Source organism: Streptomyces sp. CT34 (assembly GCF_000805335.1).
Taxonomy (GTDB): Bacteria; Actinomycetota; Actinomycetes; order Streptomycetales; family Streptomycetaceae; genus Streptomyces.
On the sequence record NZ_KN708638.1, the window covers coordinates 4,681,962 to 4,695,306 of the forward strand.

Sequence of the window (13,345 nt, forward strand, 5' to 3'; positions counted from 1 at the left end):
GGTGAGGCGGCGGTGGGGGTACTCCCCGCCGCCGTTGCTGTCAGCGGTCCGGGGAGGCTGTCAGCGTCCGGGAGGCCGTCAGCGGTCCGGGAGCTGGATGACCGGGAAGCTGCCGGTCGCGGTCGGGGCGTTCTCGGGGAGCCAGAGGACCGATACGGCGCCGGTGGAGCCGTCCGTCAGCTCGTCGGCGTTGCGGAAGGTGAGGCGGGCGCCGAGCACCCGCGCCTGGCCGGCGGCGATCGTCAGACCCAGGCCGTGGCCGACACCGGCACGGTCGCTGCTGCCGGTGCGGAACCGGCTCGGGCCCTCGCGCAGCAGCGCCTCCGGGAAGCCGACGCCGTGGTCGCGGACCCGCAGGACCCGGCCCTCCACGGTGACCTGGATGGGCGGCTTGCCGTGCCGGGAGGCGTTGGCGATGAGGTTGCCCAGGATGCGTTCGAGGCGGCGCGGGTCGGTGGAGACCTCCGCGTCCCGCACGATCTCGACCGTGACGTCCGGGTCCAGCGCCCGCACCCGGCGGGTGACGAACTCGCCGAGGCAGACGTCCTGGAGCTCGGCCCGCTCCGCGTAGCCGTCGAGGCGGGCCACCTCCAGAACGTCCTCGACGAGGGTGCGCATCGCCTGCGCCCGGTCGCGGACCAGCTCCGACGGGCGTCCGGGCGGCAGGAGTTCGGCGGCGGTCAGCAGGCCGGTCACCGGCGTGCGCAGTTCGTGGGCGATATCGGCGGTCACCCGCCGCTCGGCCTCGATGCGCTGCTGGAGGGCGTCCGACATGGCGTCCACCGCCCATGCCAGATCGTCCGTCTCGTCGCGCACCCGGCCGCCGCCGACCTCGTCGCGGATCCGGACGGAGGTGTCGCCGTCGGCCAGCTTCCCGGCCGCGGCGGCGGCCTTCCGCAGCCGCTTGGAGAGCCGCCCGCCGACCAGCACACCGAGCGCGCAGCCGCCGACCACCACCGCCGTGGAGCCGATCAGCAGTGCCTGGTCCAGGTCGTCGAGGACGGCGAAGCGGTCCGGGAAGCGGTCGTGGATGGAGAGCACCCGCCCGTTGCCGAGGGGGGTGGCGGCCCACACCTCGGGGGCGGTCTGGCCGGTGTCCTGGAGGAAGGTGGCGCGCTGGCCCTCGGCGACCTCCTTGCGGAGGGGCTTGGGCAGCGCCGGGTCGTTGATCTTCGCGCCGAACTGGAGGCGGTTGGTGGACTCGAAGATCTTCTGGGTGAAGTTGAGGCGCTCTATTTGTACGTCGCGGCTGTTGTCGAGCATGGAGACGCGGGCGGCGTTGTGCACGACAATGCTCAGCGCCACCGCGACCAGCGCCCCGACGAGCGCGATCGCGGCGCTGAGCTTCCATCTCAGGCCCGTTCGCAGGGCCAGCCGTACCACTGGAGGTGTCAGCCTCTCAGCTTGTATCCGAAGCCGCGGACCGTCTCGATCCGGTCCTGGCCGATCTTGCCGCGCAGCCGCTGGACGTGGACGTCGACGACCCGGGTGTCGCCGCCCCAGCCGTAGTCCCAGACCCGCTCCAGCAGCCGGTCGCGCGAGAGGACCGTACCCGGGGCGTTGGAGAACTCCAGCAGCAGCCGCATCTCGGTCGGTGTCAGGGCGACCGTCTCGCCGCCCTTGCGGACCTCCATGCCCTCGGTGTCGACCTCCAGGTCGCCGAAGCGGAGCACGGTCTCTTCGAGGACCTCCTCCTCCGCGGGCCCGCCGCCGGTGCGGTTCTGGCCGGCGTGCCCGAAGCGGCGCAGCACGGCGCGGATACGGGCGACCAGCACCGCACCGTCGAACGGCTTGGTGACGTAGTCGTCGGCGCCGGCCTCCAGGCCCAGCACCACGTCGATGGAGTCCGCGCGCGCCGACAGCATGATCACCGGCACGGTGGACTCGTCGCGGATCCGGCGGCAGAGGCTGACGCCGTCGAGCCCCGGAACCATCACGTCGAGCAGGGCGATATCGGGGCGGTTCGCGCGGAACGCCTCCAGACCCGCCAGCCCGTCGGGCATGGCGGTGACCACGAAACCGTCCCGTTCCAGAGCGAGTTGGGTGGCTTCGCGGATGACGTCGTCGTCCTCGACGAAGAGGACATGGGTGTCGGCCATGCGGTGGTCTCAGCCCTCCGATCCCGTGCCGTCGTCCGGTGAGGCGCCGGCGGTGGTCTTGCTGTAGTCGGTGTGATACCGGTCGAACTCGGTGAAGTGGTCGTTCGCCCAGCGGTAGGTCATCACATCCTCCCCCGAGGGGCAGCACACCTTGTCGCCCGTGGCGTAGGTCTGCTTGGAGACCTCCAGGTCGCCCTTGTTCACCCCGGCGTACACCGACGGCTGCTCGTTCGTGTACACGTTGTCATACCCATCGGGGGCGCCGGTCTGCTCGCGGTAGACGTACGAACCGAGGCCGACCGAGTCCGCGCAGGTCATGACGTTGACGATCACGTCGGGCGCGGAGCCGCCGGTGAGCGAGGCGTAGGTCACCTCGACCGGGTACGCGTCCGCGGCGCACGGCTTGGCGACGGACCGCTTCACGTCCGCGCTGACCTTCGGGTCGTCCTTGAGCAGCTTGACCGCGTTGACCTTCTTGTAGGGGGCGGTCGAGCTGGGGGCGGGGGACGAGCTGAGTGCGCCCCGCGGGGCGGGTGTGTGGGTGGCGGAGCCTTCCTTGCGGACGCCCCCGCCGCCGGGGTTGCAGCCGGCCAGCAGCAGACCGACGGCGGCCACCCCCGCAGTGGCCGCGCCGCCCTTGGTCAAACCGCTCCTGGTCAGGCTTCTGCCCGGCCTGTATCTGGACAATCCGCTCCCGCTCACCGTGCTGCTCGCACTGCCGCCGATCGCGCCGCTGCCGCGTACCGCGCCGAAGTTCCTCTTGAGATTGTCGCGCGCCTTGCCGTGAGCCGTGCTGTGGCGTCCGTTACGCCCGTTCTGCCGCCGCGGTGCGGTGCCCGCGCCGCGGCCGTGCCGCCGGTGTGGCCGGCGGGTGCGGCGGATGTGCCGCCGAGGGGGGTGATCCGTGGGGCGCCGCCGGTCAGGCCGCGCACCGCTCCCGCTCCTTGTTCCCGCGCTCCAGCATCCGTGCGTCTATGTCGCGGCTCTCCAGCTCCTGGCGGAGGCGGGCCAGCGCCCGGTGGAGGGTGCTCTTGACCGTGCCGGTGGACATGCCCAGCGCGGCGGCGGTCTCCTCGGTGCTCATCTGCTCCCAGTGCCGCAGCACGACGACGCTGCGCTGCTTGGGGGCCAGCACGCCGAGGATGTCCATCAGCAGGGCGCGGTCGGCGCGCTGCTCGGTGCCGTCGTCGACGCTCGCGTCCGGGAGCTGCTCGGTGGGCACCTCCTCCAGCTTGCGGGCGCGCCACCACTCGGTGCGGGTGTTGATCATGACGCGGCGGAGGTAGGCGTCCGCCAGCGACTTGTCCGCGATGCCGTCCCAGCGGCCGTACGTACGCACCAGGGCTGTCTGGAGCAGGTCCTGGGCGTCGACGGGGTCCGGAACCAGGCGTCGGGCGCTGCGCAGCAGTGCCTCCTGCCGAGTCCGTACGTACTCCTCGAAGTCCAGTACCTTGCCGCCGCTGGTCGCCATTCCGACGCCTCCGATCCGCTTGCGTTTCCCCGCGTTGACCGTGCCGGTGGTCACCTCCAGCACGGGAATGACGCTACGGAGAGGGTGTTGCGGCGTAATGTGCGTCGGCCCCACAGGGAGTGCACGGAAAACACTCGGTTGTGTAACAGCCCGCCGGGGGTCATACCTCGGGCGGACGGGGCCACTGCCGGGGTCATACTCCCGGCGGACGGGGGGCCCGGCTCCAGGGGGACAAAAGTCCCACGCCGCGGAAATAGCGCCGAGTTGGGCGGTATTTCTCCCCATTTGCCCGGAATTGTGATGGCGCTATGGCGACGCCATGTCGCCGATATGCCGGGTTATGGCGCACGGAAATGCACACGGGCGTGGCCACCGGAGTGGCCACGCCCGTATAGATGCGGAATTCGGTCTCCGCGTTACATGAACCAGTGATGGATTCCGGAGACCGGAGACGGGGTCCGGCGGTCGCTACGCGTGCGGCAGCCGGTAGCGCCCGCCGGACAGCGGCTCCACCAGGCCGTCCGAGACCAGCCCGTCGAGCGCGCGGGCCCGCTGCACCGGCTCGTCCCACACCGCGTCCAGCGCCACCTGCGGCACCGGCGTGACCGCCTCGCGCAGCACGGCCAGCAGCTTGCCGCGCACCTGGCGGTCGGTCCCGGCGTAGGTCTGGGCGCGGCGCGGCGGGCCGTCGTGGACCGGCGACCCGGCCTGCTGCCAGGCGCACTGCGCGGCGATCGGGCAGCGGTGGCACTCGGGGCTGCGCGCGGTGCACACCAGCGCGCCCAGCTCCATCGTGGCCGCCGCCCACCGGGACGCGAGCTCCTCGTCCTCGGGGAGCAGCGCGCGGGCCAGCTTGCGCTCGGCGGCGGTGGTGGCGTTCGGCGGGTACTGCCGGCCGGTGACCGCGCGGGCGAAGACCCGCCGCACATTGGTGTCCAGCACCGCGTGCCGCTGCCCGTACGCGAAGGAGGCGACGGCCGCCGCGGTGTACTCGCCGACGCCGGGCAGCGCCAGCAGTTGGGCGTGCTCCCGGGGGACGTCGCCGCCGTGGCGCTCCTGTATGGCGGAGGCCGCGGCGTGCAGTCGCAGGGCGCGCCGCGGGTAGCCGAGCCGGCCCCAGGCGCGCACCGCCTCGCCCGGCGCCTCGGCGGCCAGGTCGGCGGGCCGCGGCCAGCGGGCCAGCCACTGCTCGTACACCGGCAGCACACGGCTGACCGGGGTCTGCTGGAGCATGAACTCGCTCACCATCACGCCCCAGGCGCCCGCTTCGGGGCGGCGCCAGGGCAGGTCGCGGGCGTGCTCGGCGAACCAGTCGGTGACGGGGCCGTGCAGGCCGGTCCCGTCCGCGGCCTCCGCGGCCGATACGGCGGCGGAGGCGGTGTCGGCGGCGGCGGTCATGGGCGTGGGAATGGCAGGCGTCGAAGTCATGGCACCGCCGATCCTGGCACGCCCGCGCGCCCCCGGGAAACGCACCGGCCCCGCCCCGCCGCGCGCCCACCCACACGCAGGAAGGGGGCGGGGGTGCTACCGCGGGTATGCGGCGGGGCGGTGGGGCAGGGGCGGGGCCGCGACGTCCGGCACGGCACTTCCCCGGCTACCGCTGCGAGGTGCCCCCGGGCGCGGCGCCGTGCGGCGTTGCCGAGGCGTCCCGACAGCTCCGCTACCGAGCCGCTCCGGCGCCTTGGGCTTCACCTCGCTCCGCCTCGCCTCGCCCCGCTTCGCCCGGCCTCGCCCCGGCTCTTCGGGCGGTGGTCGCCGGGAGCCGAGCCGCGCCGCAACGGACGCCGCGGCCTGCCCGGCCCTGACCCGTCGGACAGGCCCTGCCGCGGGTATGCGCCGGGCCGGTGCGCGCGGGCCGGCGGAGGCGTACGAGGATGCCGGTATGGAGGAGACGCACGGTGGGGAAGGCGCCGGCGGCACGGACGGTGCGGGCTGCCCCGCGACGTTCCGGCGCGCGCTGGACGGGCACACGACGGTGACTCTGGCGTACGCGGACGAGGACGGGCCGCAGGCGTGTGCGGTGCTGTACGCGGCGGGGACGGCCGCGGACGGGGCGCCCGCGCTGTACTTCGTCACGGCGGACACCACGCGGCACGGCCGGGCCCTGGCGCGGCCCGGCGCCCGGGTGGCCTTCACGGTGCAGCGGGACGGCCAGGAGTGGAGCGCGTTGACCGGGCTTCAGGGGCGGGGCCGGTGCCGCCGGTTGAGCGGGGCCGAGCGGGCCGCCGGGTGGCGCGTCTACACCGCCCGCTTCCCGTTCGTCGAAGGGAGCGACCGGCTGCGCGCGGCCCTGGAGCGGACCGCGCTGTGGGAGCTGCGCCCCGACTGGCTGCGGCTGATCGACAACGGGCGGGGCTTCGGTCACAAGGAGGAGTGGCGGGCGTAGTCCGGTCCCTGGGGGCGGGGACAGGGGCGGGGCGGGCGCCGTGGACGGTGCCGCGGCCGTCAGGGACGGCGGTCCGCCGGGGGTACCGGTACCGGCCGCGGGGTGCGGATCCGGCCAGGCGTCGGGTGTGCGAAATCGGTGGCGCGGGCAGGGGGATGCGGTGCGGGATCGGTTCCGTTTCGTGATCGACGATATCGACGATGGGGCGTAATCGCGCCCTGCGTATGGTTTCTGACGTACTGTCAGGAATGGCGGAGGGTGTGTGGGGATGAGGGCGGGTGCACCTGTCGAACGTGAGGGCGGGGCGGCCGGGCGGTCGGTGGTGCGGCGGCTGCGGGGGCCGTAACCGAGGGCGTGCGGCGGGGTAAGGGGCGCCCGGCGGGCCGATGATGTGAAAAGTTGCGGCCCGATGCGGCGGGTACTGGCCGGTGCGGGTGCGGATCTCTCGTAGAGTTTCCGCGTGGGATCACTGCGCAATCCGATCGGGCCGCTTCCGTCCTCCATCTACTGGCGGCGGAGGGCCGTTGCGCTGGCCATCCTCGTGCTGCTCGTCGCGCTGGTCGTGTGGGTCCTCACGATGGGCGGCGACAACACCACCGCCAACGAGGGCAAGGGTGCGACGGGATCGGGCCCTGCGGCGTCCATCACGCCGGGGCCGGCGCCCACCGGACCGGTGATCGGGCAGAAGCCCGGCGGGCGCGATGTGTCGGGTTCCGGGGGGAGTTCGGGTGGGGACTCCGGTTCCGGTGGAGGTGCCGGTGGAGGTTCCGATGACGGGTCCGCCGGGGGCGGGTCCGGCGGTGGTGCCGGCGGCGGCTCCGGTTCGGGTGGTTCGGGCTCCGGTTCCGGCTGGGCGCCGATCGGCGAGGGTGCCGGCAGCAATGCCGTGGCGGCGGGTGCCACCGTTCCCAACTGCACGTCCGGCGCGGTGAAGTTGACCGTGCACAGCGTCCAGGACTCCTACGCGCCGGACGACCGGCCGAAGTTCGAGCTGACGATGGAGAACTCCGGTGACGCGGCCTGCAAGGTGGATCTCGGGCGCAAGGCGGCGCTGCTGACCATCAGCGACAGTGCGGGCGGTGACCGGGTGTGGTCCTCCGGTGACTGCCCGTCGACCGGCGGTCCGGCGTGGCTCCAGGTGCCGGCCGGCGGTTCGGTGACCCGGACCGTCGCGTGGGACCGCCGGGCGAGCGGCCCGCGGTGCGCGACGCCGAGCGCGGCGGCGGTGCCGGCCGGTACGTATCGCATCGAGGCGAAGGTGCCGGGGCTGACCGCGGCCCGGACGTCGTTCGTGCTGGCGAAGGACTGACCGAAGGACTGACCGAAGGGTCGGCCGGAGAGATGGCTGAAGGGCCGACCGAAGGGCCGGCGGGCGGCGGGCCCGGCGCACTGCCCCCCAACGCCCTCCCCGTGGCGCGGAACTTCGCGTTCCGCAAGTTCCGCCCGTAGGGAATCCGCTCAGAGCGTGCGGTGCTGGCACCGGCCGCGCCCGCTGCGGCACAGTCGCCGCCATGAAGCTACTGATACTGGGCGGTACGGAGTTCGTGGGACGGGCGGTCACCGAGGCGGCGCTGGCGCGGGGTTGGCAGGTCACGGTGTTCCACCGCGGGCGGCATGCGGCGCCGGACGGGGTCGCGGTGCTGCACGGCGACCGGACGGCGGCGGGCGGGCTCGCCGACTTGAAGGACGGCGAGTGGGACGCCGTCGTCGATACCTGGAGCGGGGCGCCCTCGGCGGTGCGGGACACCGCCCGGCTGCTGGCCGGCCGGGCCGGGCGGTACGCGTACGTCTCCAGCGGCTCGGTGTACGCCTATCCGCCCACCCGGCGGATCAGCGAGCGGGCAGCACTGGTCGACGGCTCGCCGGACGCCACCGACGCCGACGACTACGCCGCGGCCAAGCGGGGCGGCGAGGTGGCCGCGACCGACGCCTTCGGGGACCGGGCGCTGCTGGTGCGCGCCGGGCTGATCCTCGGCCCGTACGAGAACATCGGGCGGCTTCCGTGGTGGCTGGGCCGGATCGCCCGTGGCGGGCCGGTGCTCGCCCCGGGGCCGCGCGAGCTGCCCCTCCAGTACATCGACGCCCGCGACCTCGCCGAGTGGATCCTGGACGCCGTGCGGGACGGGCGCGGCGGCCCGTACAACCTGGTGAGCGAGTCCGGGCACACGACGATGGGGGAGCTGCTGGAGAGCTGTGTGCGGGTCACCGGCTCCGCGGCCGAACTGCGCTGGACCGCGCCGGAGGACGTCCTCGCGGCGGGCATCGAGCCGTGGACGGAGCTGCCGATCTGGTTGCCGCCGGGGCAGCTCCACGACGTGATGCACGGCGGTGACGTCGCCAAGGCGCTGGCGGCGGGGCTGCGGTGCCGTCCGGTGGCGGAGACGGTGGCCGACACCTGGGAGTGGCTGCGGAGCATCGGCGGGGTGGCGCCGCGGCGCCCGGACCGGCCGGTGCCGGGCCTGCCGGCGGAGAAGGAGGCGGCGGTGCTGGGCGGCCGAGGGAGCCGCTGAGAGCCGGCACCGTAGACACACCTGCGGCCTGTGGAGGACACCTGACATCTACGGCCCGTGGGAGGCGGCACCTCCTGCGGGCCGTAGGGACGCCGCGACAGGCCCTGGACGTGCCGTCGGACGTCATCGTCAGACGTACCGTTCCAGGATCGACGACTCCGCCAGCCGGGACAGGCCCTCGCGGACCGAGCGGGCGCGGGTCTCGCCGACGCCGTCGACCGCCTGGAGGTCGTCGACGCTGGCGGCGAGGAGCTTCTGGAGGCCGCCGAAGTGGTCGACGAGGCGGTCGATGACCGTGCCGGGGAGCCGGGGGACCTTCGCCAGCAGGCGGAAGCCGCGCGGGGAGACCGCCGAGTCGAGCGTCTCGGGGGACCCGCTGTAGCCCAACGCGCGGGCCACGATGGGGAGTTCGAGCAGCTCGGGGTGGCTGAGCGCGTCCAGCTCGGCCAGCGCCTCGGCGACCGTGCGGGAGCGCTTGGCGGTGGGCTCGGGGACGTAGTCGCGGGCGACCAGCTCGCGCTCCGGCTCCACACCGGCGATCAGCTCTTCCAGCTGGAGGGCCAGCAGGCGGCCGTCGGTGCCCAGTTCGACGACGTACTCGGCGATCTCGGTGGCGATCCGGCGGACCATCTCCAGGCGCTGGGCGACGGAGCTGACATCGCGGACCGTGACCAGGTCCTCGATCTCCAGGGCGGAGAGGGTGCCGGCGACCTCGTCGAGGCGGAGCTTGTAGCGCTCCAGGGTGGCCAGCGCCTGGTTGGCGCGGGAGAGGATCGCGGCGGACTCCTCCAGGACGCGCCGCTCGCCGTCCACGTAGAGCGCGATCAGCCGCATGGACTGGCTGACCGAGACCACCGGGAAGTTGGTCTGGATGGAGACCCGCTGGGCGGTGCGGTGCCGGGTGCCGGTCTCCTCGGTGGGGATGGAGGCGTCCGGGACCAGCTGGACGCCGGCGCGGAGGATCTTGGTCATGTCCTTGTCGAGGACCAGCGCGCCGTCGAGCTTGCACAGCTCGCGCAGGCGGGTGGCGGTGAACTCGACGTCCAGCGCGAAACCGCCGGTGCACATCGACTCGACGGTCTTGTCGAAGCCGAGGACGATCAGGCCGCCCGTGTTGCCCCGGAGGATGCGCTCCAGGCCGTCCCGCAGGCCCGTACCGGGCGCGACGGCGCTCAGCGAGGCGCGCATCAGGCTCTCGGTGCCGGAGCTCCCTCCGGACCTGCCGGGAGACGATGCCCGGTCGTTGGCTGCCACTGCACTCCTCCGTCGCAAGGATCTGTCGGTCCGCAGGCCGCCCGGCCGCTGCCGCGGTGCGTACCAAAGGAGGGTATCCAGGAGCTACGCAGCCGGCGGTGAGACGGTGGTGACGGGCGAGACCGGGGCAAAGTCTACCGGCGCGCCTCCTCCTCCCGCGGGGCCTCCCGGCGCACCCGCTTGGGCAGTACGGTCAGCGCCTGGCCGACGTCGGCGACCTCCAGGACCCGCATCCCGGCGGGGATCTTGCCCGGATCCGAGGGGACCAGGGCGTGCGTGAAGCCGAGCCGGGCGGCCTCCGAGAGGCGGCGCTGGACGCCGGTGACCCGCCGCACCTCGCCGGCCAGGCCGACCTCGCCGATGGCGACCAGGTTCTTCGGCAGCGGGGTGTCGCTGGCGGCGCTGGCCAGGGCGAGCGCCACGGCGAGGTCGGCGGCCGGCTCGGAGAGCTTCACACCGCCGACCGTCGCGCTGTAGATGTCGCGCTTGCCGAGGGCGCTGATCCGGCCGCGCTGCTCCAGGACGGCGAGAATCATCGAGACCCGGGAGGTCTCCAGCCCGGAGGTGGTCCGCCGCGGGGAGGGGATCTGGGAGTCGACGGTCAGCGCCTGGACCTCGGCGACCAGCGGGCGGCGGCCCTCCAGGGTGACCGTCAGGCACGTCCCGGGCACCGGCTCGTCGCGGCGGGTCAGGAAGAGGCCGGAGGGGTCGGCGAGGCCGGTGATGCCCTCGTCGTGCAGCTCGAAGCAGCCGACCTCGTCCGTCGTGCCGTAGCGGTTCTTGACGCCGCGGACGAGGCGGAGCCGGGCGTGCCGGTCGCCCTCGAAATGCAGCACGACATCGACCAGGTGCTCCAGGAGGCGGGGGCCGGCGATGGCGCCGTCCTTGGTGACATGGCCGACCAGGAGGGTCGACATCCCGCGCTCCTTCGAGGCCCGGATCAGGGCGCCGGCGACCTCGCGGACCTGGGCCATCCCGCCGGGGGCGCCGTCGATCTCGGGGGAGGCGACGGTCTGCACGGAGTCCAGGACGAGCAGCGACGGCTTGACCGTGTCCAGATGGCCGAGGACGGCGGAGAGGTCGGTCTCGGCGGCCAGATAGAGGTCCTCGTCGAGGGCGCCGATGCGGTCGGCGCGCAGCCGGACCTGGCTCGCGGACTCCTCGCCGGTCACATAGAGCGTGCGGTGGCTGCCGGAGGCGGCCTTGGCGGCGACGTCCAGCAGGAGCGTGGACTTGCCGACGCCGGGCTCACCGGCCAGCAGCACCACCGCGCCCGGGACCAGACCGCCGCCCAGGACGCGGTCCAGCTCGGGCACGCCCGTCGAACGGGCGGCGGCCTGCCTGCCGTCGACCTGGCCGATGGGCAGCGCGGCGGTGGTGACCCGGCCGGGGGCGGTGGTGCGCACCGCGGGGGCGCCGCCGAACTCCTCGACCGTGCCCCACGCCTGGCACTCCGGGCAGCGGCCGAGCCACTTCGCGGTGGTCCAGCCGCACTCCGTGCAGCGGTACGAGGGGCGCTCCTTGGCCGACGATTTGCGAGTTGCCATGACGCCACCGTAGCGGCGGGGTGTGACAGCGGGCAGTGCCGGCGGCGGTTGCGCCGACCGGGTGGCGTGCGCCGAGCGCGCTCAGGGGCGGAATAGCAGATCCATGTCCCCCTTTGAGGGAGATGGTCACCCGTACGGGTTAAAACCGACCCTGCCAAGCGAGCACGGCTGCATCATCCGCCTACCGTCGCCGGGGTGATGAGCAGCAGGCCCGAGCACCCTACGCACACCACCGGCGCACACCGGTCGCGCGGCACGGCGCCGCGCCGGCCCGAGGAACAGGACCGAGGGATCCTCCGGAACCGCGACACACGGCGGCGGCACGAGGCCCGCCAGGACCGCTACGAGCCGTATCTGGACGGGCTGTTCACCTACTGCCTGTCCGTACTGTGCGAGCACGACGCGGCCACCGCGGTGCTCGGCGAGGCGCTGGCGCTCGCCGAGCGGCAGCACGGCCGGCGCCCCGGCGACGCCGGTCTCTACGGCCCCTGGCTCTACGCCCTGGCCCGCTGGGCGTGCCTGCGCCGGCTCGCCGAGGCCGGCCAGGAATCCGCGGCGCCGCCCGGCGACGGGCCGGAGCAGGAGCAGCAGCGCCGGCGCGAACTGGCCGCGCTGGCCTGGCCGGAGGCCGCCGGGACCACGCCCGAGCAGCGCGAGGCGCTGGAACTCTCGGTGCGCCACCGGCTGTCGCCGGACGAGGTCGCCGCGGTGCTCGGCGCCGAACCGGCCGCCACCCGCGCGCTGCTGGCCGCCGCGTCCTGCGAGGTCGAGCGGACCCGGGCGGCGCTGGCCGTCGTCGAGTTCGGGCGATGTCCGGACGTGGGGCGGCTGGCCGGGGACAGCCAGATGCTGCTGGGCGCGGCGCTCCGCCGGGAGCTGGTGCGCCATGTCGACGACTGCGCCGAGTGCCGGCGGACCGCCGAGCGGGCCACCGCCGCCGGGCCCTGGCCGGGCACCGCGCCCGCCGACCAGGGCACGCTGCCGCTGGTCGGCGCCGAGCACGAGGCGGTGTTCGAGGCGCTGGCGGCGGCCCTGAAGTCCCGGTCGGGGCGGGCGGAGGGGGTGCCGGGCGCGACCGCGGTGCCGGCCGGCGGCAGGCACGGTGGAGCAAACGGTTCTCCTCGCTACGGCCGCAACGGATTCCCGGTGGGCCCCACGGACCGGGTCGCGCGCCGCCGCCGGCTGCGCAGCCGGGCGCTGACCACCACGGTCGTGGCGACGGTGCTGGCGGCGCCGGTGCTCGCCCTGTGGGCGGCCTACCGCGGCGCCCCGGAGACCGGCGAGACGGACGCCACGACGGTGGCCGCCAATGGCACCGACGCCGAGCCGGACGCCGGCGCCCGGCTCGGCGGTCGCCGCTACGAGAACGCCGGGAACGCCCGTCCGACGACCCCGCGGCGCGGCCTGTCGGCCGGCGACTGGACGCCCGACGTGTCCGTCGAGGTGGCGGGCCCGGACAGCGGCCCGACGCCGCCGGCCGACCGGGAGGAGCGGGGGCCGGGCCGGCTGACCGTCGACGCGCAGCCCGCCTCCGGGACGACGGTCATCACGATCCGCGCCTCGGGCCGCTCGCCGGTGCGCTGGCATGCGGCGGCGGCAGCGCCCTGGCTCCAGATGAGCCATACGGCGGGGGAGCTGCAACCGGGCCAGACCACGAAGATCACGGTGTATGTCGACCACGACCGGGAGCCCGAGGGGCACTGGAAGTCCCGGATCGCCATCGAGCCGGGCGGCACCGTCGTCGCGCTGGAGGGCCACGGTGTGACCGAGCCCGCTCCGGGGCCGGGCCGCCCCTCGCCCGGCGGCCCCACCCCGGCACCCCCGCACCCGGGGCCGGGCCCCGGCCGTCCCACCCCGACGCATCCGGCGCCGTCCCCGCCGCCGACGCACCCGGGACCGACGGCGAACCCGACCGCGCGGCCGTCCGCGCAGTCGACCGGACAGCCGTCCGGGCCCGGCCCCTCGGCGCCGGGCGGACCCGCGCCGTCGCACACCCCCCGCCCGCCCCGCTGACCCGCCGCGGCGGGGCGGCTTCCGGCGCCGCGGCGGGGCGGCTAGCCCCTCGGGGGAGGCCCTGT

General features: G+C 74.5%; 12 protein-coding genes. 5 read left to right on the forward strand and 7 right to left on the reverse strand.

Features of this window, described 5'->3' with window-relative positions; genetic code table 11:
* Positions 1-78: 78 nt before the first annotated feature.
* Genes cseC through RZ84_RS20505 form a run of 3 tightly spaced genes read right to left on the reverse strand, consistent with a single transcriptional unit; the run spans position 79 to position 2,744 of the window.
* Complete coding sequence (cseC, locus tag RZ84_RS20495) at positions 79-1,383, reverse strand: two-component system sensor histidine kinase CseC (protein ID WP_043265514.1); 1,305 nt, start codon at positions 1,381-1,383, stop codon at positions 79-81.
* A gap of 8 nt (positions 1,384-1,391) precedes the next feature.
* Complete coding sequence (gene cseB, locus RZ84_RS20500; protein ID WP_043265515.1) at positions 1,392-2,099, reverse strand: two-component system response regulator CseB; 708 nt, start codon at positions 2,097-2,099, stop codon at positions 1,392-1,394.
* Positions 2,100-2,108: 9 nt separating this feature from the next.
* Positions 2,109-2,744 (reverse strand): hypothetical protein, encoded by a 636-nt coding sequence (locus RZ84_RS20505; RefSeq protein ID WP_052230054.1) that lies wholly within the window; start codon positions 2,742-2,744, stop codon positions 2,109-2,111.
* Here RZ84_RS20505 and RZ84_RS40135 point away from each other — a divergent pair.
* Entirely contained in the window at positions 2,737-2,886 is a 150-nt protein-coding gene (locus tag RZ84_RS40135) for a hypothetical protein (protein WP_206743093.1), read from the forward strand. The two genes, RZ84_RS20505 and RZ84_RS40135, sit on opposite strands and share 8 nt — an antisense overlap.
* A gap of 132 nt (positions 2,887-3,018) precedes the next feature.
* Here the strand turns inward: RZ84_RS40135 and RZ84_RS20510 are convergent, their stop codons facing one another.
* Positions 3,019-3,570, reverse strand: coding sequence for a SigE family RNA polymerase sigma factor (locus tag RZ84_RS20510; protein ID WP_052230516.1), 552 nt, complete (start codon positions 3,568-3,570; stop codon positions 3,019-3,021).
* 468 nt (positions 3,571-4,038) lie between these two features.
* Positions 4,039-4,998, reverse strand: a complete 960-nt coding sequence (locus RZ84_RS20515) for an HhH-GPD family protein (RefSeq protein ID WP_043265518.1) — start codon at positions 4,996-4,998, stop codon at positions 4,039-4,041.
* A 454-nt stretch (positions 4,999-5,452) separates the two neighbouring features.
* On the opposite strand from RZ84_RS20515, the gene RZ84_RS20520 reads away from it, so the two are divergent.
* The 3 genes from RZ84_RS20520 to RZ84_RS20530 all read left to right on the forward strand — a co-directional run bounded on the left by RZ84_RS20520 (position 5,453) and on the right by RZ84_RS20530 (position 8,466).
* Entirely contained in the window at positions 5,453-5,956 is a 504-nt protein-coding gene (locus RZ84_RS20520) for a pyridoxamine 5'-phosphate oxidase family protein (protein WP_043265519.1), read from the forward strand.
* Positions 5,957-6,416: 460 nt separating this feature from the next.
* Positions 6,417-7,265 (forward strand): hypothetical protein, encoded by an 849-nt coding sequence (locus RZ84_RS39100; RefSeq protein ID WP_043265520.1) that lies wholly within the window; start codon positions 6,417-6,419, stop codon positions 7,263-7,265.
* A gap of 202 nt (positions 7,266-7,467) precedes the next feature.
* Positions 7,468-8,466, forward strand: a complete 999-nt coding sequence (locus RZ84_RS20530) for an NAD-dependent epimerase/dehydratase family protein (RefSeq protein WP_043265521.1) — start codon at positions 7,468-7,470, stop codon at positions 8,464-8,466.
* A gap of 129 nt (positions 8,467-8,595) precedes the next feature.
* Here RZ84_RS20530 and disA read toward each other — a convergent pair whose 3' ends face one another.
* Both disA and radA read right to left on the reverse strand, forming a co-directional pair.
* Complete coding sequence (disA, locus tag RZ84_RS20535; protein WP_043265522.1) at positions 8,596-9,720, reverse strand: DNA integrity scanning diadenylate cyclase DisA; 1,125 nt, start codon at positions 9,718-9,720, stop codon at positions 8,596-8,598.
* Between the two features lie 134 nt (positions 9,721-9,854).
* Positions 9,855-11,267, reverse strand: coding sequence for a DNA repair protein RadA (radA, locus tag RZ84_RS20540; RefSeq protein ID WP_043265523.1), 1,413 nt, complete (start codon positions 11,265-11,267; stop codon positions 9,855-9,857).
* A gap of 198 nt (positions 11,268-11,465) precedes the next feature.
* Here radA and RZ84_RS20545 point away from each other — a divergent pair, with 198 nt between their 5' ends.
* Positions 11,466-13,280 (forward strand): sigma-70 family RNA polymerase sigma factor, encoded by a 1,815-nt coding sequence (locus RZ84_RS20545; protein WP_043270389.1) that lies wholly within the window; start codon positions 11,466-11,468, stop codon positions 13,278-13,280.
* Positions 13,281-13,345 lie beyond the last annotated feature (65 nt).

Excerpts from the sequence above, each read along its gene's own strand:
- radA (WP_043265523.1), bottom strand. The coding sequence starts at position 11,267 with ATGGCAACTCGCAAATCGTCGGCCAAGGAGCGCCCCTCGTACCGCTGC.
- RZ84_RS20520 (WP_043265519.1), top strand. The coding sequence starts at position 5,453 with ATGGAGGAGACGCACGGTGGGGAAGGCGCCGGCGGCACGGACGGTGCG.
- RZ84_RS20510 (WP_052230516.1), bottom strand. The coding sequence starts at position 3,570 with ATGGCGACCAGCGGCGGCAAGGTACTGGACTTCGAGGAGTACGTACGG.
- cseB (WP_043265515.1), bottom strand. The coding sequence starts at position 2,099 with ATGGCCGACACCCATGTCCTCTTCGTCGAGGACGACGACGTCATCCGC.
- RZ84_RS20530 (WP_043265521.1), top strand. The coding sequence starts at position 7,468 with ATGAAGCTACTGATACTGGGCGGTACGGAGTTCGTGGGACGGGCGGTC.
- RZ84_RS20545 (WP_043270389.1), top strand. The coding sequence starts at position 11,466 with ATGAGCAGCAGGCCCGAGCACCCTACGCACACCACCGGCGCACACCGG.
- RZ84_RS20515 (WP_043265518.1), bottom strand. The coding sequence starts at position 4,998 with ATGACTTCGACGCCTGCCATTCCCACGCCCATGACCGCCGCCGCCGAC.